Annotated in this window: 17 protein-coding genes and 1 pseudogene; 5 read left to right on the top strand and 13 right to left on the bottom strand. The window is 75.0% G+C overall.

The annotated features are described in order from the left end of the window. Position 1: 1 nt before the first annotated feature. From ACIRFH_RS34845 to ACIRFH_RS34825, 5 genes are all read left to right on the top strand, one after another. Positions 2-1567 (top strand): hypothetical protein, encoded by a 1566-nt coding sequence (locus tag ACIRFH_RS34845; RefSeq protein WP_403530037.1) that lies wholly within the window; start codon positions 2-4, stop codon positions 1565-1567. Between the two features lie 29 nt (positions 1568-1596). Further along, positions 1597-2667 carry an SAM-dependent methyltransferase gene (locus tag ACIRFH_RS34840; protein ID WP_403530034.1) on the top strand — a complete coding sequence of 357 codons (1071 nt, stop codon included), beginning with the start codon at positions 1597-1599 and terminating at the stop codon, positions 2665-2667. Next, a complete protein-coding gene (locus ACIRFH_RS34835; protein WP_403530031.1) occupies positions 2667-3986 on the top strand; it encodes an MFS transporter in 1320 nt (439 codons plus the stop codon). The genes ACIRFH_RS34840 and ACIRFH_RS34835 overlap by 1 nt, the downstream gene beginning before the upstream one ends. Then, complete coding sequence (locus ACIRFH_RS34830; protein WP_403530028.1) at positions 3983-4753, top strand: GNAT family N-acetyltransferase; 771 nt, start codon at positions 3983-3985, stop codon at positions 4751-4753. The genes ACIRFH_RS34835 and ACIRFH_RS34830 overlap by 4 nt, the downstream gene beginning before the upstream one ends. Positions 4754-4816: 63 nt before the next feature. Then, on the top strand, positions 4817-6109 hold the full coding sequence (locus tag ACIRFH_RS34825; protein ID WP_403530025.1) for an acetyl-CoA carboxylase biotin carboxylase subunit family protein: 1293 nt from the start codon (positions 4817-4819) through the stop codon (positions 6107-6109). Positions 6110-6434: 325 nt separating this feature from the next. On the opposite strand, the gene ACIRFH_RS34820 is transcribed toward ACIRFH_RS34825, so the two are convergent. The 13 genes and pseudogenes from ACIRFH_RS34820 to ACIRFH_RS34760 form a co-directional block, all read right to left on the bottom strand. Beyond that, positions 6435-6971: a hypothetical protein gene (locus ACIRFH_RS34820; protein ID WP_403530022.1), complete on the bottom strand. Its 537-nt coding sequence runs from the start codon at positions 6969-6971 to the stop codon at positions 6435-6437. Positions 6972-7194: 223 nt separating this feature from the next. Beyond that, positions 7195-8715, bottom strand: coding sequence for an amino acid adenylation domain-containing protein (locus ACIRFH_RS34815; protein ID WP_403530019.1), 1521 nt, complete (start codon positions 8713-8715; stop codon positions 7195-7197). Between the two features lie 30 nt (positions 8716-8745). Beyond that, positions 8746-9540 (bottom strand): OAM dimerization domain-containing protein, encoded by a 795-nt coding sequence (locus tag ACIRFH_RS34810; protein WP_403530016.1) that lies wholly within the window; start codon positions 9538-9540, stop codon positions 8746-8748. Between the two features lie 5 nt (positions 9541-9545). Beyond that, the gene (locus ACIRFH_RS34805; protein WP_403530013.1) at positions 9546-11153 is read right to left on the bottom strand and encodes a lysine 5,6-aminomutase subunit alpha; all 1608 of its coding nucleotides are present in this window, start codon (positions 11151-11153) and stop codon (positions 9546-9548) included. Next, the gene (locus tag ACIRFH_RS34800) at positions 11150-12247 is read right to left on the bottom strand and encodes an L-erythro-3,5-diaminohexanoate dehydrogenase (protein ID WP_403530010.1); all 1098 of its coding nucleotides are present in this window, start codon (positions 12245-12247) and stop codon (positions 11150-11152) included. Before ACIRFH_RS34800 ends, ACIRFH_RS34805 begins: the two co-directional genes overlap by 4 nt. Beyond that, the gene (locus ACIRFH_RS34795) at positions 12244-13656 is read right to left on the bottom strand and encodes a KamA family radical SAM protein (protein ID WP_403530007.1); all 1413 of its coding nucleotides are present in this window, start codon (positions 13654-13656) and stop codon (positions 12244-12246) included. The genes ACIRFH_RS34800 and ACIRFH_RS34795 overlap by 4 nt, the downstream gene beginning before the upstream one ends. A 37-nt stretch (positions 13657-13693) precedes the next feature. Next, a complete protein-coding gene (locus ACIRFH_RS34790) occupies positions 13694-14224 on the bottom strand; it encodes a GNAT family N-acetyltransferase (protein ID WP_403530057.1) in 531 nt (176 codons plus the stop codon). Positions 14225-14269: 45 nt separating this feature from the next. After that, positions 14270-14386, bottom strand: a pseudogene (locus tag ACIRFH_RS34785) (MbtH family NRPS accessory protein); the annotation flags it as partial. 79 nt (positions 14387-14465) lie between these two features. Beyond that, a complete protein-coding gene (locus ACIRFH_RS34780; RefSeq protein ID WP_403530006.1) occupies positions 14466-15494 on the bottom strand; it encodes a pyridoxal phosphate-dependent aminotransferase in 1029 nt (342 codons plus the stop codon). Next, the gene (locus ACIRFH_RS34775; RefSeq protein WP_403530004.1) at positions 15491-15862 is read right to left on the bottom strand and encodes a cupin domain-containing protein; all 372 of its coding nucleotides are present in this window, start codon (positions 15860-15862) and stop codon (positions 15491-15493) included. Before ACIRFH_RS34775 ends, ACIRFH_RS34780 begins: the two co-directional genes overlap by 4 nt. A 187-nt stretch (positions 15863-16049) precedes the next feature. Continuing rightward, the gene (ahcY, locus tag ACIRFH_RS34770; RefSeq protein ID WP_403530002.1) at positions 16050-17459 is read right to left on the bottom strand and encodes an adenosylhomocysteinase; all 1410 of its coding nucleotides are present in this window, start codon (positions 17457-17459) and stop codon (positions 16050-16052) included. Continuing rightward, complete coding sequence (gene metF / locus ACIRFH_RS34765; RefSeq protein WP_403529999.1) at positions 17437-18342, bottom strand: methylenetetrahydrofolate reductase [NAD(P)H]; 906 nt, start codon at positions 18340-18342, stop codon at positions 17437-17439. Before metF ends, ahcY begins: the two co-directional genes overlap by 23 nt. Continuing rightward, positions 18339-19286: vitamin B12 dependent-methionine synthase activation domain-containing protein (locus tag ACIRFH_RS34760; RefSeq protein WP_403529996.1), on the bottom strand; the 948-nt coding region annotated here is incomplete at its 5' end. The genes metF and ACIRFH_RS34760, both read right to left, overlap by 4 nt.

The raw sequence follows: 19286 nt of genomic DNA, 5'->3' as shown, positions 1-19286 counted from the left end.
CATGACTACGACGGTGACCTCGGCCGTGGACGGGGCGGTGGACTCCGCTGCGCGGGACGACGGGGCACGCTTCCCCGCGCTGCCCGGGGTGGCGCGGGTGCTGGGTGTGTCCGCGCGGGACGAGGAAGCGGCGGCGCGGGCCTGCGTGCGGCTCGCCGAGCGGCTCGAGCGGGACGCCTCGCTCGCCGTGGACGACGTGGCGGTGACGCTGGCGCACGGCCGGGAGCGGTTTGCCGTACGACATGCCGTCACCGGCACCGGGCGGGCCGAACTGGCCGCCGCGCTGCGGAGGTCGGCCGCTCTCGCACGGCCCCGCCGCGGCCGCGGGCCGCTGGTGCTGGACCTCGGCGACGGTCAGGCCCTCGCCGGGACGCCCCGGCTGCCCCAGGTGGCCGCCGCGCTCGAGGAGGCCGGCGCCCTCGGCCTGCCGCCGGGCACCGACGCGTACGCCGCCCGCACGGCCGCCGTCCTGTACGGCGTCGGCGCGTGGCTGGCCGACCGGGGGCTGCGCCCCGACCTCGTACGCGGCAGGGGCCCGGCCGCCGCGGCCGCCGCGGCGGCCCTGGACGGCTCCCTGCCCCTGCCGGACGCGCTGCGCGCGGCGGCTTCCAAAGCCTCCGGGGGGCCGGGCGGCTCCGGTGCCGCCGCGCAGGCCGTGCCCCCCGGGCTGGTGGTCCGGCTCGGCGTGCGGTCCGGCGCGGCCGACGAGCGCGCCGCCGCCGCCTCGCCGACGGCCGCCCGGCCCGCGGACGGACCTTCGCGCGGGGGCGACGACACCGCCGGCGCCGCTGCCGCGGACGGGGACACCACCGCCCTTCTCGCGGCGGCGGCCGGCACCGTCGGCGGCGGCTTCGCGCCGGCCGTCGTCAGTGTGGCGTCCGTTCTCGGGCGGGCCGGGCAGCGGGAAACCGCCGGGAACCGCGTCGAGTTGTGGCTCGACCCGGCACGGCCCGCCTCCTACCCCGAGCTGTTCGCGCGGCTGTGGGAGCTCGGCGAGGACGTGGACTGCTCGCTGGGCGCGGCGGGGCGGCGGGTACGGCTGCCCGGGTACCCCTTCCGCCGGGGCGGGCCGGCCGCCGTGCCGCCGGACGGGCTGCGTCCGCTCACCCCGTACGAGCAGCGCCGGCTCTTCCACGACCTCGTCCGCAGCGGCAGCGCCGCCGAGAACGTACTGTGCGCCACGGCCGTGCTGCCCGGCCCGGCCCCCTCCCCGGCACAGGCCGATGCCGCGCTGGCCGCCCTGCGGGAGCGGCACCCGGCGCTGCGCACCGTCTTCACCCGGCACGCGGGCCGATGGTTCGCGCGCACCTCGCAGGAGCCCGTGCCGGTGACGGTGCTCGCCCCCGGCGACGTTCCCGGCGAACCGGCCGCCCGGGTGCGGGCCGCGGCCGCGGACGAGTCCTTCGCCACGGCCGACGCGCCCCTGGTGCGCTGTGCCCTCGCTCCCGCGGACGGCCCCGGGGGCCGCTGGGCCGTCGCCCTCGCCGTGTACGCCCCCGTCGCGGGGGACGCCTCCCCCGACGCCCTGCTCGACGAGTGGGCCCGCCTCGCGGGACCCGCCGCCTGACCACCCGACCGACCCCGGAAAGGACCGCCATGACTGCCGTCCACGACCGCACCGCAGACCTCGCGCCACCCGCCGACTGGGCAGGTGCCGCGCCCGCCCCGATCGGCGTGGACCAGGCCTTCAACGGCTATGTCGCCGGCACCGTCGTCCACGCCCTGGACCGCCTCGGCATCTGGGAACGGCTGGCCGCCGCCCCCCTGCTCGACCTGCGCGCGCTCGCCGCCGAACTCGGCCCCGCCGTCCGTGAGCGTGTGCTGCGCGAACTGGTCCGGGCCGCCGCCACCTGCGGCTGGCTGCGCCTCCAGGAGGACGGCGACACCGCGCTGCTGACCTCGGCCGGCCAGGAGATCATCCGTATGCGCGGCTACTTCACCTGGGGCGTCGGCGGCTACAACGAGGTGTTCGCGCAGGCGCACCGCATCGTCACCGGCGAGGGCGCGTTCGGCACCGACGTGCTGCGCGACGAGGCCATGGTGGCGCTCGGCTCCGGGCAGAACGACCGCTCCTTCATGTCCGGCACCCTCGACGAGGTCCTCGCCGACGTCGACTTCTCCGTGCTCGCCGACCTCGGCAGCGGCATCTCCGCCCGTGTCTCCCGCGTCGTCGGCGGGCGTCCCGGCACCCGCGGCCTGGGCCTGGACATCAGCGGCCCGGCCACCGAGCTGGGCGTGCGCACCATCGCCGAGGCGGGCCTGACCGGCCGCGTCGAGGCGATCCGGGCCGACGTGCTGGACGTGTGCCACCGGGACGCGCACCGCGACAAGCTCGCCCGGGTCGACACGGTGATGAGCTTCTTCCTGCTGCACGACCTGCTCGCCGACCCCGTCACCCGGCCGCACACCTTCACCCGGCTGCGGGAGGCGTTCCCCGCCGCCCGCACCTTCGTCCTCGCCGACACCATGCTGCGTCCCGACGCCGAGGACTCCGCCTCGCTGCCGGTCTTCTCGCTCGGCTACGAGCTGGCGCACGCCCTGATGGGCGTGCCGCTGCACACCAAGGAGACGTACGAGGAGCTGTTCGCGGCGGCCGGTCTGGTGCCGCGCCGCATCGTGCCGTTCGGCACTCCGCACTCGTGGCTGTACGTACTGGAGGCGCACTGATGCCCAAGCCGCTGGCGGTGCTGCGCCAACTGTCGCCGCGCACCCGGATCGTCCTCGGCGTCAACGCCGTCAACTCCTTCGGCGGCGGCCTGGTGCTGCCGTTCCTGTGGATCTATCTCAGCGAGGTGCGCGGGCTGCCCGCCTGGGTGCCGTCGCTGACGCTGGCCGTGCAGGCGGCCACCGCGGTCGCGGGCGGCCTGCTGTGGGGCACGCTGCTCGACCGGTTCGCACCGCGCACCACGGTGCCGCTGGTGATGGCCGTCGCCGGGCTGGGCACCGCCCTGTACGCGCAGGCGACCGGCACGGTCACGGCGACGGCCGCGGCGCTGGTGTACGGCTTCGGCATCAGCGGCGTCGGCACCGCGCTGCGCTTCCTGTACGCGGGCGCGGACTCGGCGCGGGAGCGGGGGCTGGCCTACTCGGCGGACTACGCGGTGTTCAACGCCATGACCGGTCTCGGTGTGCTGGCGGGCGGTGTGGTGGCGTCGCTGGACGCCGGATCACGGGCGGCCCGCTTCGCCGCGCTGTACCTGGCGGACGGCGCGACCTTCCTGCTGGCGGGCGCGGCGCTGTTCTGGCTGCTGCCGCGGGCGCTGAAGGCCGGTGACGGCGACGAGAAGAAGGCCGCCGGCGCTCCCGTCGGCTACCGCGAGGTGCTGACGCAACGACACATCGGGGCGCTGCTGGCCGCGCTGGCGGTGTGCTCGCTGGTCTCCTACGGGCAGTTCCGCTCGGGTCTGCCGGGCTATCTCACCCAGGACGGGGCGCTGGGCGCGCAGGGCATCTCCGGTGCCTTCGCGGTGAACATCGTGGTCGCGGTGGGCGCGCAGGTGCTGCTCGCCGACCGGATCCAGAGCGTGCGCCGCAGCACGGTCCTCGCGGTGTCCGGCGCGGTGTGGGCGCTGTCGTGGGCGCTGGTGCTGATCGCCGGCACGCAGTCCGGCACGGCCGCGCTCGCGTGGGCGATCGCCGGCGTGGTGGGGCTGAGCGTCGGTGAGGCGCTGGTCTTCCCGGTGGTGACGTCGCTGCTGAACGACCTGGCGGCCGAGCGGGTGCGCGGCCGGGTCAACGCGCTGCTGTCGGTGGCGGTGTCGACCGGTTCGGTCGCCGGGCCCGCGCTGGCCGGTGTCACGCTGCCGCTGGCCGACGGGCTCGGCCTGATGGCCGTGCTGCTGTCCGGCTGCCTCGCGGTCGTCGCGGTCGCGCTGCGGCTGCGGGCGACGCTCGGCGCGCGGGCCGACCTGCCCGAGGACGCGCCGCAGCGGGCCGAGGACCGGCAGACGGCGTCCGCCGCCGAACCCGCGGGGGCGGCGGCATGAGGAACTGGCCACTCACCGGCATCCGGGTGCGCACCTCCCGGATCGAGCTGCGCTGGCCCGGCCCGGAGGACCTGGACGCGCTCGCCGACCGGGCCGTCCGGGGCGTGCACCGGCCCGGCTTCATGCCGTTCTTCTCGCAGTGGACGGACGGCAGCCCCGAGCAGGTCGCGCGGCGGCTGCTGCAACGGCACTGGAACGCGATGGCGTCCTGGAGCCCGCAGGACTGGACGCTGTACCTGGCCGTCGTCCACGACGGCGAGGTGATCGGCTCGCAGAGCCTGGGCGGGCGGGACTTCGGCGTCACCCGCGAGGTGCTGCTGACGTCCTGGCTGGCGCTGGACCGGCAGGGCGAGGGACTGGGCGGCCACGCGCGGGCCGCCGCGCTGGAGCTGGCGTTCACCGGGCTGGGCGCGCAGCACGCGGTGTCGGTGGTGCGGCGCGGCAACGACGCCTCACGGGGCGTGTGCCGCAAGTTCGGCTTCGAGCCCGACGGCACCCAGGTCAACGCGGTGCGCGGGGAGCGTGCCGTCAGCGACCGGTTCCGGCTGTCCCGGGAGCGCTGGGAGGCGCACCGGAGTGTGACGGCCGAGGTGAGCGGCGCGTCCGCCGCGGCGCTGGAGCTGTTCGGCATCGCCGGCGGCGGCCCCGCGGACGTGCCCGCGAGCGGGTCCGCGCCGTCGGCCGGGACCGCCGTACCGCGCCCGGCGCTGGCGAGCGTCCTGTCGGGCATCCGCAGCGCCGAGGAGTCCGACGTACCGGCCGTGTGACGGCCGCCCCCCTCGGGGCCCCGGTGTCCGGGGTCCCGCCCCACCACCGAAGGAGCCGCCGTCATGTCCGACCGTCCCGTCATCGTCGTCGTCTACGACCGGGGGTCCGCGGCGCTGCTCGACATCGTCGACGGCCTGACCCCGATCGGCACGCCCGTGCTGGCGCTGTGGCCGTCCGAGCACAGTGCGGACGTACGGCCACTGGCGCAGGAGATGGTGACGGTGGAGGTGCTCGACCCCGAGGACCTCGACGGTTCCGCCGAGCGGCTGCGCGCCCACGCGCCGGCCGCGATCCTGACGTACAGCGAGACGAAACTGGCCGTCACCGCGCAGCTGGCCCGGCGTCTGGGCCTGCCGTACCACACGCCCGCCACGGTGGAGCTGCTGCGCGACAAGTACGCGCAGCGGCGGCGGCTGCGGGAGCGCGGCGTGGACTCCGTGCGCTCCCACCGGCTGCGCGAGGCCGGTGACTGGCCGGCCGCGCTGGCCGCGGTCGGACTGCCCGCGGTGCTCAAGCCCGCCTCCGGGCAGGGCAGCCGCAGCACCCACGCGGTGACGGACGCGGACGCCGGGGCCCGCCTCGCCGCCGAGCTGCTGACCGGGCCGGACCGGGAGGGCACGCTGGTGCTGGAGGAGTATCTGCACGGGCGGGACTGCGCCCCGTACGGCGACTACGTGTCCGTGGAGTCGGCGGTGTCCGGGGGGCGGATCTCGCACTGGGCGGTCACCGGGAAGTTCCCGCTGGCACCCCCGTTCCGCGAGACGGGCAACATCCGTCCGGCGGTGCTGCCCGACGACGAGCGGGCGGCCGTGCTGGAGCTGGTGACGGGGGCGCTGTGGGCCCTGGACATCACCACCGGGGTCACCCACACCGAGGTGAAGCTGACCCCGGACGGCCCGCGGATCATCGAGGTCAACGGCCGTCTCGGCGGCTGGCAGGTGCAGCTCGCCCGGCTGGCGGGCGGCCTGGTCCCGGTCGAGCTGGCCGCGCGGCTCGCGCTCGGCGAGGACGTCGCGCACGTACGGGCCGACGACGAGCGGGTGGTGTTCACACGGGCGGTGGCCGCGCCCGTGGAGGGGGGCACCTACCGCTCGATGCAGGGGCTGCGCGCGGCGCTCGCCCTGGACGGCATCGAGCGCGTCGTGACGTGTCACGCTCCCGGCGAGACCGTCCCGGCCGGGGTGCAAACCTCCGAGATCGCCTGGGTGGAGGGCGCGGTCGCCGACCACGCCACGGCCCTGCGGGTGTCCGCGCAGGCCCTGCGCGAGCTGGCCTTCACCGTCGAGGCGCCGGACGGCGCCCGGTACACGGTGCGCGAGTCGCTGCCGGAGCCGTCCGCGCTGCCGGCGCTCTGAGGGCGGCGTTCGGTGGTGCCTGTGACCCGGGGGCGGCGTGAGGCACGCGCCCGGACGGCCGGCACCTCACCGAGGACGTCCACGGCTCTCCCGCCCGGGCAGGGGACTTCCCGCGTCCACGTCCCGCCCCGCGCAGCACGCCGTCGACGGCGGCCGGGAGGCTGCGCAGGCAACGGACGGAAGGTCAGTGGCTCGGTGCGGGCGAGTCCGACGACGGCGCTCGCGCCATGCGTGTCACGTCATCGGACTCGGTCTCTGCGTCTGTGCAGGGCCGCAGCAGGGCCTTGCCGACCTGTTCAGGGGCGCCGACGGCGACGGCGGGCCGTCAGGGGCTGCCGGGGCCGGCCGCTGCCACGGCCTCCGCCGCCACCCGTCGCAGCGCACGGTACGTGATCCAGCGGTTCTTCCCGTCGGCCAGGTATGCCACGGCGCGGCCCACCCATTCCGGGTCGCCGAGGAGATGCGGCTTCCCCTCGTCGATGAGCCGGCGTAGCAGGTACTCCAGCCGGAGGGCGTCGACCGCCCGGTACGAGCGCGCGTGCTGGTCGAAGCGCAGCCGGTGGTCCTCGTACGGGTGGCGCAGCGTCATGTGCATCCAGCCGCCACCGCGCCCGGCGACCGTTCCCTTCGGCGTATGCATGCCCCTGCTGTTCGTGTTCCAGGAGTGTTCGCCCCAGGTGAACCAGATGCCCGTCATGATCCTGGACCACGGGATCAGCCGTCCCCCGGAGTCCGGCTCGCGCTGGTGGAGCCCGTCCGAACGGAACTCCACCCAGTGGGTGCCCGGCCGGGTGGCGTCCCCGACTCCCCAATGGCCACCGACCAGTTCCAATGGCCCAAGGAACGTACCGTCCTCCACCATGCGGACGTTGGACCACGCGTTCTGCGAACTGGTGTACCGCCTCCGCCAGTACCTCCCGTCCGTGCCGTGCCCGCGCCTTCTCACCGAACGTTCCGCTTCGACGGGGCCGTCGCAGCCTGCCGCCTCCACGTCTCCCTTCCGCTGCCGCATGTCGCCCGCGCGTCGCCGCCCGGGCTCTCCCGGCGTGCGGTGGGGCGACGGCGGCGGCCGGGGACGGCCCCCGCTACACCGCGACCAGCGCCGCCCGGTCCAGTTTGCCGTGCGCTGTCACCGGGAGGCGGTCGAGGTGGCGCACGTGCTGGGGGACCATGTGGGCCGGGAGCCGTCCGGCGAGGGCCCGGCGGACGGTCCGGGGCGGCACCGTCTCCCGGTCGGCGACGACGTAGGCGGTGAGGGCCTGGTCGCCGTGGGGGTCCGTCGTGACCAGGCAGGCGGCGCCGGTGACGCCGGGCAGCGCGCGCAGCGCTGCCTCGATCTCGCCGAGTTCGATGCGGAAGCCGCGCAGCTTGACCTGGCCGTCCCGGCGTCCGGCGTAGGAGAGGGAGCCGTCGGCGCCGGCCACCGCCCAGTCGCCGCTGCGGTAGTGGCGGCCGGAGCCGTCGGCGGCGTCGACGAAACGGTCCGCCGTCAGTTCGGGGCGCCCCAGGTAGCCGTGGCTGACGCCGGTCCCGGCGACCCAGATCTCGCCGGGCTCGCCCGGTGCCACGACCCGTCCCCCGGCGTCGCGCAGGGACACCGTCAGATGCGGCAGCGGGCGGCCCACCGGGGTGCGGTCCGGCGCGGAGTCCCGCAGCACCTGCTCGGTGAGCGGGCAGTAGGTGACATGGACCGTCGTCTCGGTGATGCCGTACATGTTGACCAGCTGCGCACCGGGTCCGATGCCGGCCGCCCACCAGGCGCGCACATCGGCGGGTACGACGGCCTCGCCGCCGAAGACGACGCGGCGCAGCGCGGGCAGCCGTACCTTCTCGGCACGGGCCTCGGTGACGAGGTTGCCGAACGCGGACGGCACCTGGTTCAGGACGGTGACCCGGCGTTCGGCCAGCAGCCGGGCGAACTCCAGCGGGTCGGTGGCCGCGTCCTTGCCGGCGACGACCAGCTGCCCGCCGTACAGCAGCGCCCCCCACAGCTCCCAGACGCTGAAGTCGAAGCTCAGCGAGTGGAACAGCGTCCACACGTCGTCGGCGCCCGTGCCGAGCAGCGGCACCGCCGCGTCCAGCAGGGCGAGGACCTGGGCGTGGCCGACCACGCAGCCCTTGGGGTCGCCGGTGGAGCCGGAGGTGTAGATGACGTAGGCGGTGTCCTCGGGCAGGTCCGGCGCGGTGGCGCGGGCGGCGGGGCGGGCGGCGAGGACGTAGGGGCCGGCCTGGGCAAGGGGCTCCTCGCCGGGGAGCAGACCGCTGTCGGACAGGACCAGCGCGGTGCCGGAGTCCGCCAGGAGGTACTCCTGGCGGGCCGCCGGGTAGGCGGGGTCGACGGGCAGGTAGGCGGCGCCGGAGCGCAGGATGCCGAGGACCGCGCCGGGCGCGTGGCGGGTGCGGGCGGCGCGCAGCGCGACCAGGCGGCCGGGCCCGGTGCGGTCCGTGAGCCGGCGGGCTACCTCGTCGGCGAGCCACTCCAGCTCCAGGTACGTCGCCTCGCCGTCGGCGTCGGCCGTGGCGGTGCGGGCGGCGTGGCGGGCGGCGACGGCCGCGAAGCGGGTGTCGATGCGGTCGGCCGCCTCGGGGCGGACGGTGGCGTTCATGAAAGCCTCCGGACGGTCGGGCAAGTCGTGTCACACGGCGCCGGCGGGCACCGGCGGGGCGGGGGCGGCGGCCGGCACCAGGGCGTGCACCAGGTAGCTGGCGACGTCGCCCGGTGTGGTGCCGCGGCCGAAGACGCGGTCGGCGCCGAGCGCCGCGGCCGACGACGGGTCGAAGCGGGGTCCGCCCACCACGAGCAGGGGGCGCTCGGGCTCGGCGAACTCGGCGCGCAGCTCCGCGCTCAGCTCGCGGACGTTGGTGAGATGGGCGTCGCGCTGGGTGACGGCCTGGGAGACCAGTACGGCGTCGGCGCCCTCGGCCCGGGCCCGGCGCACCAGGTCGCCGACCGGCACCTGCGCGCCCAGGTTCACCACGCGCATCCCGTGGTAGGCCTCCAGGCCCTTCTCGCCCGCGAACCCCTTGATGTTGAGGATGGCGTCGATGCCGACGGTGTGGGCGTCGGTGCCGATGCACGCGCCGACCACCACGAGCCTGCGGCCGAGCCGGTCGCGTACGGCCGCGTCGGCGTCCTTCGCCGACAGCAGCGGGTAGTCGCGTTCGGCGACGACGACCTGGGCGAGGTCCACGGCGTGCGCGACCGCGCCGTACACCACGAAGAAGCTGAAGCCGGTGCCGCCGACGGGCTTGCTGTGCACCAGCAGCGGGCGCTCCATGCCCATGCGGCGGGCCAGTTGGAGCGCGGCGCCCTCGGCGCGCGGGCCGTGCGGCAGGGGCAGGGTGAACGACAGTTGCACCATGCCGTCGTCGGTGGTGTCGCCGTAGGGGCGGATGACGTCGCCGTCCGTGGGGCTTCCGGTGCCGCTCATGGGGCTCAGATTCCTTCCAGGATGTCTGCGGCCGGGTTGACGTAGCCGGGGGCGCGGGGCGCCACGCCGTCCGCGCCGCGCCCGCCGTCGGCGGGGCGGCACATGCCGCCGAACGTGCCCCGGCCGATGGCGTCGAGCAGCCCCCCGTCCTCGATGCGGGCGAGCAGGCCGACCGCCTCGTCGAGGACCCGGTGGGCGCGCCGGACGATGAACCCGCCCGGCGCGGGCCTGAAGTCGTCGGCCAGCGAGCCGGTCGCGCCCAGCACGTAGCGGACGTTGCGCAGGGCCAGGTCGCGGTCGGACAGGAACGGGGTGACGACGGCCTCCGTCATCATCCCCACGAGCAGGATGGACTGCCCGGTCAGCGCCCCGGCCAGGTTGAAGAAGCCGTTGAGGAGGTAGCCGCGGAAGATGTCGCCGGTCATGTGCTTGGTGGGCGGCATCCACTTCAGGGGCGCGTTCGGGAACACTTCGCGGGCCAGCAGCGCGTGCGCGAGCTCCAGCCGGAACGACTCGGGGCGCTCGGGGTCGATCTCGAAGGCGTGCCCGAGTCCGAGCAGGCCGTCGGTGAGGCCCGCCTCCTTGGCGAAGTACTCGTTCAGCAGTTGGCTGGCCGTCACCGTGTGGGCGGCGTCCACCGCGTCGGCGGTGGTGAGGTAGTTGTCCTCGCCGGTGTTGATGACGATGCCGGCGCGGGCGTGCAGCTGGCGGGAGAACCGCTGGTCGACGAAGGTGCGCACGGGGTTGATGTCGCGGAAGAGGATGCCGTACATGGAGTCGTTCAGCATCATGTCCAGCCGTTCCAGGCCGGCCAGGGCGGCGATCTCCGGCATGCACAGCCCGGACGCGTAGTTGGTCAGCCTTATGTAGCGGCCGAGTTCGCAGGACACCTCGTCCAGGGCGGCGCGCATCAGCCGGAAGTTCTCGCGGGTGGCGTAGGTGCCGGCGAAGCCCTCGCGGGTGGCGCCCTCGGGCACGTAGTCGAGCAGGGACTGCCCGGTGGAGCGGATCACGGCGATGACGTCGGCGCCGCCGCGGGCCGCGGCCTTCGCCTGCCGGATGTCCTCGTAGATGTCGCCGGTCGCCACGATCAGGTAGATCCACGGTGCGGGCGGGTCGCCCAGGCCGCCCACCAGACGCTCGCGTTCGGCGCGGGCGGCGTCGATCCGGGCGAAGCCGCGGCCGACGGCGCGGCGTGCCGCGCGGGCCGCCGTGCGGGCGGCGGCGCCCTCGGGGATCCGGAACGGCACGCTGCGGGCGGCGGCGTGCGCCGCGAGGTCGGTCAGGTCGCGGTAGCGGCCGGTGCCGAGCGCGTCCCACACCGGCAGGCACACCCCGTGCTCCAGGCCGACCGCGTCCCGGACGGTGTCCACGAGCCGGTTCACCCACGGGATGCCCTCGGCGTCCGCCCCGTCCAGGCCCGCCAGGCGCAGCGTGGCGCGCTCCACGGCGACGGTGGTGTGGGAGCGGGCCAGCTCCACCACGGGCCGCCCGGCCCGCTCGGCGAGCACCCGCGCCCGCGCCACCACCGCCGGGTCCAGGCCCAGCTTGCCCGGCGCGCCCGGTGCGGTGGGAGCGGAGCCCGGGGTGGTCGCGGTACCCGGCGCCGTCATGGTCGCGCTCCCTCACCGGTGCCCCGGCCGGGCCGTGTCACCCGGTCGAACAGGGCGCGCACGCCCGGGACCCGGCGGACCAGGCCGAGGGCGTACTCGCTGTGGCCGGGCTGGTAGCCGTTGCCGATGAGGAGGGTGACGTCGCGGGCCAGGCCCTCGGCGCCGAGGGCGGCGGCGCCGAAGGAGGTGGCCATGGAGAAGAAGACGACGGTGCCGCCGTCCCGGGTGGCCAGCACGGCGGCGTGTTCGCATCCGGCGACGTCCGTGCACACCACGGTCACGTCGGCCTCCCCGCCGCGCCGGGCGAGCCGGGTGCGCAGGCCGAGCGCGTCGCGGGCATCGGCCCGTACGACGACGTCGGCGAGGCCGGAGGCGGTGAGCGCGGCCTCCTCGGCGGCGTCCGGGACCACGCCGGTCAGCCGTCCGGCGCCGGCCTCCCGGGCAGCGGCCAGCGCCAGCGAACCGGACTTGCCCGAGGCGCCCAGCACCAGCACGGACGGGGCGGTGCCGGTGCGGGCGCGTTCCCCGACGACCCGCCGGGTCAGCGCCGGAGCGCCGCACACGTCCAGCACCGCCAGGGACAGCTCGTCGGGCAGGTCGGTGGGCAGCACCGCGGCCACCGACCTGCCGAACAGGACGGCGTGGCCGCGGGCCGGGACGCGTTCGCTCGTGCCGTCCCAGTCGCGCAGCCCGTCGGTGATCTCGAGCGGGGTCAGGGTCAGCGACACCAGCGTCGCCACCCGGTCGCCGGGCCGCAGCCCCAGCGGGGAGGCGGGGCCCGTCTCGGCGACGGTGCCGATCAGCATGCCGCCGGAGCCCGTCACCGGGTTGTGCATCTTGCCGCGCTCGCGCACGATCGCGCACACCGCGTCGCGCACCGCGGCCCCGTCCCCGCCGTGCGCCTCGCGCAGCTGGCGGAACGAGGCCGCGTCCAGGTTCAGACAGGACACCTCGACCCGCACCTCGTCCGCGGCGATGCGCGGGGAGGCGTCCAGCCGCCACGCCGCCTGCGGCAGCACCCCGGCCGGGTCGAGCACCCTGTGCGCCCCCAGCGGCGACGGCCCCGGGGGCCGCCCGCGGGTGTCCGCGCTCACGGCGCCGCCCCGATCAGCGTGCGGGCGCTCTCCCACCAGCGGCGGCCTTCCTCGGGCAGGGTGTGCACGGGGTCGTAGGAGTGGTGGACGCGGTCCAGCGCGGCCGGATCGTCGTGCTCCACCGTGGTGCGGTAGTTCTTCGTCCAGGACGCGATGCCCCGCTCGCGGTCGTAGCCGTCCGCCTGGTCCACCCACCGCTTGCCGACGTAGGGCACGTCGCACACCAGCCGCGGGGTGGCGAACCCCGGCAGATAGCCCATGATCGAACGCTGCAGTGCCTGCGCCCGCCACAGGGGCACCCGCCAGTGCTCGGCGCCCGGGATCAGGTCGCAGAGGTAGAAGTAGTACGGCTGGACGCCCGCCGAGTCCAGCAGCGCGAAGCACAGGTCCAGCAGCGCCTCGGGGGTGGCGTTCACCCCGTCCAGCAGCACCCCCTGGTTGCGTACGTCGCGCAGGCCCGCCGCGAGCAGGGCCCGCGAGGCCTCGGCGACCAGCGGGGTGATCTGCTGGGCGGCGTTGGCGTGGGTGTGCAGGGCGAGGCCCACCCCGCGGGAGCGGGCCTTGTCCGCGAGGCGTGCGACGCCGTCGAGGACCTGCGGGGCGAGCCAGTGCTGCGGCAGGCCGACCAGGCCCTTGCTGGCCAGCCGGATGTCGCGCACCGAGTCCAGCTCCAGCAGCCGGTCGACGAACGAGGCCAGCCGCGGCCAGGGCACGTTGGCGACGTCCCCGCCGGAGACGACGACGTCCCGGACCGTCGGGGTGGCCCGCAGGTAGTCGATCATCCGGTCGAGGCGGTCGGCGGGGCGCAGCACGAAGCGGTACTTGGTGACCTGCGGGGTGGAGGTGCCCACCAGGTCCATGCGGGTGCAGTGTCCGCAGTACTGCGGACAGGTCGTCACCAGTTCGGCGAGGACCTTCGTGGGGTAGCGGTGGGTCAGGCCCTCCACCGCCCACATCTCCGCCTCGTGCAGCGAGTCGCGGGAGGCCAGCGGGTGGCTCGGCCACAGCGGCTGCCGGTCTGAGGCGACGGGCAGCATGTAGCGGCGCACCGGGTCCTCGTACCAGGCGGCGGTCGCGGGCGGCACGCCGGGCGCCACCGTGTTCAGCACGTGCGGCGGAAGCAGCAGCGGCATCGTGGCGTGCTCGCGCTGGTCGGCCTCCAGATCGGCCAGGAACACGTCGTCCAGGCCGGGTCCCGCCACCGCGCGCAGCTGCGCGACGCTCTTCACGCAGTGGGCGCGCTGCCACTGCGGGTCGCGCCACTGCTGCTCGGTGACGTCCCGCCAGCCGGGAAAGCGCCGCCAGTCGGGTTCGACGGCCTGGTGGCGACGGTAGGCGTAGGGCTGCGGAAGCGGATCGGCGGCCGTGTCCGCGAGGACGTCGCCGGCACGCGGTGAACGGGACACCATGGTGTGGGTTCCTCGGTTCCTGGGTTCGGTGGGCCGGTCAGCGGGTGAGCCGGTGGACGAGCAGGCCCTCGGCGTCGCGCCGGGGCAGCAGCTGGAAACCGGCGCGTTCCATCACGCGCTGGGAGGGGGTGTTGTCCTCGGTGGTGGTGGCGATCACGGTGTCCACCTCGGGCTGCTCGAGCGCCCAGCGGGCCAGTTCGCGGAGCGCCTCGGTGGCATGGCCCTGGCCCCTGGCCGGTGCGGCGAGGTCGAAGCCGATCTCGACGCTGCCGTCCGAGGGCGGGCCGTGGAAGCCCATCGCGCCGACGACCCGTGCGTCGGCGCTGCGCACCAGCAGGTACATGCCCCAGCCCGGCCGGTGGACGCCCGCGTCGGCGGCCCGCGCCGTCATCCGCGCCGCGACCTGGGTCTCCTCGCTGGGGGAGTCGCCCACCCAGCGCAGTCCCGCGTCGTCGCCGGCGGCGATCTGCCGGGCCTCCTCGGGCAGTGCCTCGCGCAGCCACAGCCGCTCGGTGACGAGCAGGCGGGGCGCGGTGCGGGCGGCGTCCTCGACGGCGGCGGCGCGCACCGGGGCGGGCCGGACGTCGGTCCACACATCGGCGATCCGGTCCAGACAGGCCTGTTCACTGCCCTGCCAGCCGGTGAGCCGCCAGCCGTCGGGCAGGCCGTCGCCGGCCGGCCACACCGCGTACTGCTGCCGAGTGTTGATGATGACTGCGTGGGTCACGTGCTTCTCCTGGAGATGCGGGGTGTACCGGTCGTGCGGGTGCCGCGGTCCCGGGCGGTCGCCCGGCGCCGGGACGCGGCTGTCACCGGGCCGGGTCGATCGCGTCGACGGCGCCGAGGAAACGGGCGAGGTCCGGGACCGGGCCGAGGGACACGCGCAGGTACCCCGCGAGGCCGAAGCGGCCGGCGTCGCGCACGAGGACGCCGTGCTCCTCGGCGAGGCGGCGTTCGGCCGCCGCCGAGTCGGACACCGCGACGGCGAGGAAGTTGGTGGCGGAGGGCAGCGAACGCCGTCCCCGGCGCTGGAGTTCGCCGCGCAGCCACGTGCGGCGCCGCGCGTTCTCCCCCGTCACGTGCGCCAGGTGCGCCTCGTCGGCGAGGGAGGCGACGGCGGCGGCCTGGGCGACGGCGTTGACGCTGAACGGCATCGTGCCCTGCACGGCGTGCAGGGCGGCCACCAGGTCGCGGCTGCCGAGCGCGTAGCCGATGCGCAGTGCGGCCAGGCCGTGCGCCTTGGAGAAGGTGCGCAGCGACAGCAGCGGGGCGCCGCTGCCCAGGTAGTCGCGCAGCCGGGGGGTGCCGGGCGGGGCGAAGTCCAGGTACGCCTCGTCGACGACGAGGGGGGTACCGGTGACCGCGGCCCGCTCCACCAGCAGCTCGAAGTCCGCGCGGTCGAGGACGGCGCCGGTCGGGTTGTGCGGGTGGCACAGGTAGACGATCCCGGCGCGGTCCATCGCCGCGGCCAGGGCGGGGGCGTCGGCGCGGGTGCCGTCGAGGGGGATCTCCTCGCAGCCGCGCCCGGTGGCCTCGAGGCAGATGCGGTAGCCGGGGAAGGTACCGGCGGTGGTGACGCCGGGACGGGAACGGTCACCGAGGGCGAGCGCGGTCAGCAGGACGAGTTCGTCGCTGCCGTTGGCGACGGCGATCTGGTCCTCGGCGACGCCGTGGTGGGCGGCCATGGCCGCGGCGGGCACCGCACGCCGCGGGTCGGGATAGTGGGCCGTGGGGCGCAGCGCGGCCTCGGCGGCGCGCAGCGCGAGGGGGCTGGGGCCGTAGGGGCTCTCGCTCAGGTGCAGGCGGGCCTCGGAGGTGACGGTCGCCGCGGTGGTCACGCCGCGTCCCCGAGCAGGATGCCGAAGCAGTAGCTGCCGGGCTCCGCCTCCAGGGTCAGGAAGCGGTGCTCGGCACCGGCCGGCACGTGCAGCAGCGCGGGTGAGGCGAGGTGGTGGGTGACGCCGTCGACGGTGACCTCGATCCGGGCGCCGCCCGGGTTCGGGGAGACCAGGAAGTACACCTCGGCGACCTCGTGCCGGTGCGGGTCGGCGACGGGCCTGCCCACCAGGTGGTCGATCGGCCCGCCGGCGACCTGCACCGGCACCCCGCCGAACATGTCCGCCGTCAGATAGAAGGGCGCGGGCTCGTGATGGCCTGCCACCGGCAGGAACTGCGGTACGTCGGTGCGGATCTCGGCGGCTGCCACGGGGGCACCTCCCCTTCCGGATGGGTCCTGCGCTGGACACTGGGGGAAGCGTGACCGAACCGGCTCGAGTGGTGCTGGAGTTGCCCGTGGACCTGTTCCTCTCGGGCGGCGGACAGGCGGTCCGGGAGCGCGGGCCGACGGCCGCACGCCCGTCCACGCCTGTCCACCCGGCTCGTTCTCGTGGGGCTCAGTAGCGGTAGTGGTCCGGCTTGTAGGGGCCCTCGACCTCGACGCCGATGTACTCGGCCTGCTCCGGGCGGAGCGTGGTCAGTTTGACGCCGAGGGCGTCGAGGTGGAGGCGGGCGACCTTCTCGTCCAGGTGCTTGGGCAGCACGTAGACGTCGGTCGGGTAGGCGTCGGGCTTGGTGAACAGCTCGATCTGGGCCAGGGTCTGGTCCGCGAACGAGTTGGACATCACGAACGACGGGTGGCCGGTGGCGTTGCCCAGGTTCAGCAGGCGGCCCTCGGACAGCACGATGATCTTCTTGCCGTCGGGGAAGGTCCAGGTGTGGACCTGCGGCTTGACCTCGTCCTTGACGATGCCCGGGATCTTCGCCAGACCGGCCATGTCGATCTCGTTGTCGAAGTGGCCGATGTTCCCGACGATGGCCTGGTGCTTCATCCGGGCCATGTCCGAGGCCATGATGATGTCCTTGTTGCCGGTCGTGGTGACGAAGATGTCGGCCGTCTCGACGACCTCGTCCAGCGTCGTGACCTGGTAGCCGTCCATCGCCGCCTGCAGGGCGCAGATCGGGTCGATCTCGGTGATGATCACCCGGGCGCCCTGGCCGCGCAGCGACTCCGCGCAGCCCTTGCCCACGTCGCCGTAGCCGCACACGACCGCGGTCTTGCCGCCGATCAGGGTGTCGGTGGCGCGGTTGATGCCGTCGATCAGGGAGTGGCGGCAGCCGTACTTGTTGTCGAACTTCGACTTGGTGACGGCGTCGTTGACGTTGATCGCCGGGAACAGCAGGGTGCCGTCGCGATGCATCTCGTACAGGCGGTGGACGCCGGTGGTGGTCTCCTCGGTCACGCCGCGGATCTCGGCGGCGAGAGCCGTCCAGTCGAGGGTGCTCGACTCCAGCAGGGCCCGGACGACTTCGAGTTCCTCGTTGTCGGCGGGCGGCAGCTCACCCGTCTTGCGGTACTCGACGCCCTTGTGGACGAGGAGGGTGGCGTCGCCGCCGTCGTCGAGGATCATGTTCGGGCCCGCGTGGCCGGGCCAGGTCAGCGCCTGCTCCGTGCACCACCAGTACTCCTCCAGGGTCTCGCCCTTCCAGGCGAAGACCGGGATGCCCGCGGCGGCGACGGCGGCGGCCGCGTGGTCCTGGGTGGAGAAGATGTTGCAGGACACCCAGCGGACCTCGGCGCCCAGGGCGACCAGGGTCTCGATGAGCACGGCCGTCTGGACCGTCATGTGCAGGGAGCCGGTGATGCGGGCGCCGGCGAGCGGCCGGGCCCCGGCGTACTCCTCGCGGATCGCCATCAGGCCGGGCATCTCGTGCTCGGCGAGGGTGATCTCCTTGCGGCCGAACTCGGCCAGGGACAGGTCCGCGACCTTGAAGTCCGTGAAGTCAGCGGGCGGCTGCGAGGGCATGGGCACTCCTGGTTCGGTTCTGGATGTTCCGGTGGATCTCGAGGGTCGCGCTGGACCGGTTGAGGGTGATGTAGTGCAGCCCGGGAGCGCCTTCGGCGAGCAGCCGGTCGGCCATGGCCGTGGCGTGGTCGACACCGATGCGGTGGCCGGCCTCCGGGTTGCCGCGGGCCCCCTCCAGCCGCGCGGCGAGTTCCTCGGGGAAGGTCGCGTGGGACAGTTCGGCGAACCGGGCGATCTGCCGGGCGTCGGTGGCCGGCATGATCTCCGGGATGATCGGCGTCGTGCAGCCCGCCGCCTCCACCCGGTCGCGCAGCCGCAGGTAGTCCTCCACCCGGAAGAACATCTGCGTGACGGCGTAGTCCGCGCCCGCCCGGCACTTGGCCACGAAGTGGCGGATCTCGCTCTCCCAGTCGGGCGAACGCGGATGCCGCTCGGGGAACGCGGCCACGCCCACGCTGAAGGCCCCCGCCCCGCGCACCAGCGCCACCAGCTCGTGCGCATGGCGCAGGCCGCGCGGGTGCGGCACCCAGGGGGCGTTCGGGTCCCCCGGCGGGTCGCCGCGCAGCGCGAGCACGTCACGCACGCCCGCGTCCGCGTACTGGCCGATGATGTGGCGCAGTTCGCCGACGGAGTGGCCGACGGCGGTGAGGTGGGCCACCGGCCGCAGCGTGGTCTCGGTGGCGATCCGCTTGGTCACCTGGACCGTGCGCTCCCGCGAGGAGCCGCCCGCCCCGTAGGTGACCGACACGAACGACGGTCTCAGCGGCTCGACCCGGCGGATCGCGTGCCACAGGGTCCGCACGCCCGCCTCCGTCCTCGGCGGGAAGAACTCGAACGAGAACGACGGCTCCCCGCTCGCGAGGACCTCGCGCAAGGCGGTCATGAACGGCCTCCGGCGTTGAAGTAGCTCGCCTCCGGGTGGTGGACGACGAGGGCGTCGGTGGACTGCTCGGGGTGGAGCTGGAACTCCTCCGAGAGCGTCACCCCGATCCGCTCCGGCCCCAGCAGGCCGGCGATCTTCGCCCGGTCCTCCAGGTCCGGGCAGGCCGGGTAGCCCAGCGAGTAGCGGCAGCCCTGGTACTCCGTGCGGAACATGCCGTCCAGGGAGCCGGGGTCAGCGGCGGCGATCCCGAGTTCGGCGCGCACGCGGGCGTGCCAGTACTCGGCGAGGGCCTCGGCGAGCTGGACGGACAGGCCGTGCAGTTCGAGGTAGTCGCGGTAGGCGTCGGCCTGGAAGAGCCGGGCGGTCTCCTCGCCGATGCGGGAGCCGACGGTGACGACCTGGAAGCCGACGACGTCCCTCTCGCCGGACTCCTCCGGGCGGAAGAAGTCGGCCAGGCACAGGCGCCGGCCGCGCCGCTGGCGGGGGAAGGTGAAGCGGGTGCGCTCGTTGCCGGCCTCGTCCAGGACGATCAGGTCGTCGTCCTTGGAGACGCACGGGAAGTAGCCGTAGACGACGGCCGCCTCCAGCAGGCCGCCGGTCTGCAGCCGGTCCAGCAGGCCGCGCAGCCGCGGGCGCCCCTCCGTCTCGACCAGGTCCTTCGTCAGGCCCCACTGGCCGCGGAACAGCGCCGTCTCGTCCAGCCAGTCGGCGTACTCCTTGAGCTGGATGCCCTTGACGACGCGGGTGCCCTGGAAGGGCGGGGTGGGCACCGGGTTGTCGGTGGCCACGTCGGAGCGCACGTGCCCCTCGTCCCGCGGGCGCTCCTCGACGGCCACCGCGGGCACCGCGCGCACCCGGCGCCGGCGCAGTTCGGGCAGCTCGGCGCCGGGGACGCCGCGCTTGATGCCGATCAGGGCGTCCATCAGGCGCAGGCCCTCGAAGGC

The sequence above is a fragment of the Streptomyces sp. NPDC093586 genome (genome assembly GCF_044764905.1).
GTDB lineage: Bacteria > Actinomycetota > Actinomycetes > Streptomycetales > Streptomycetaceae > Streptomyces.
The sequence above is the reverse complement of the archived record's forward strand: the minus strand, read 5'-3'. Positions and strand labels throughout refer to the sequence as shown.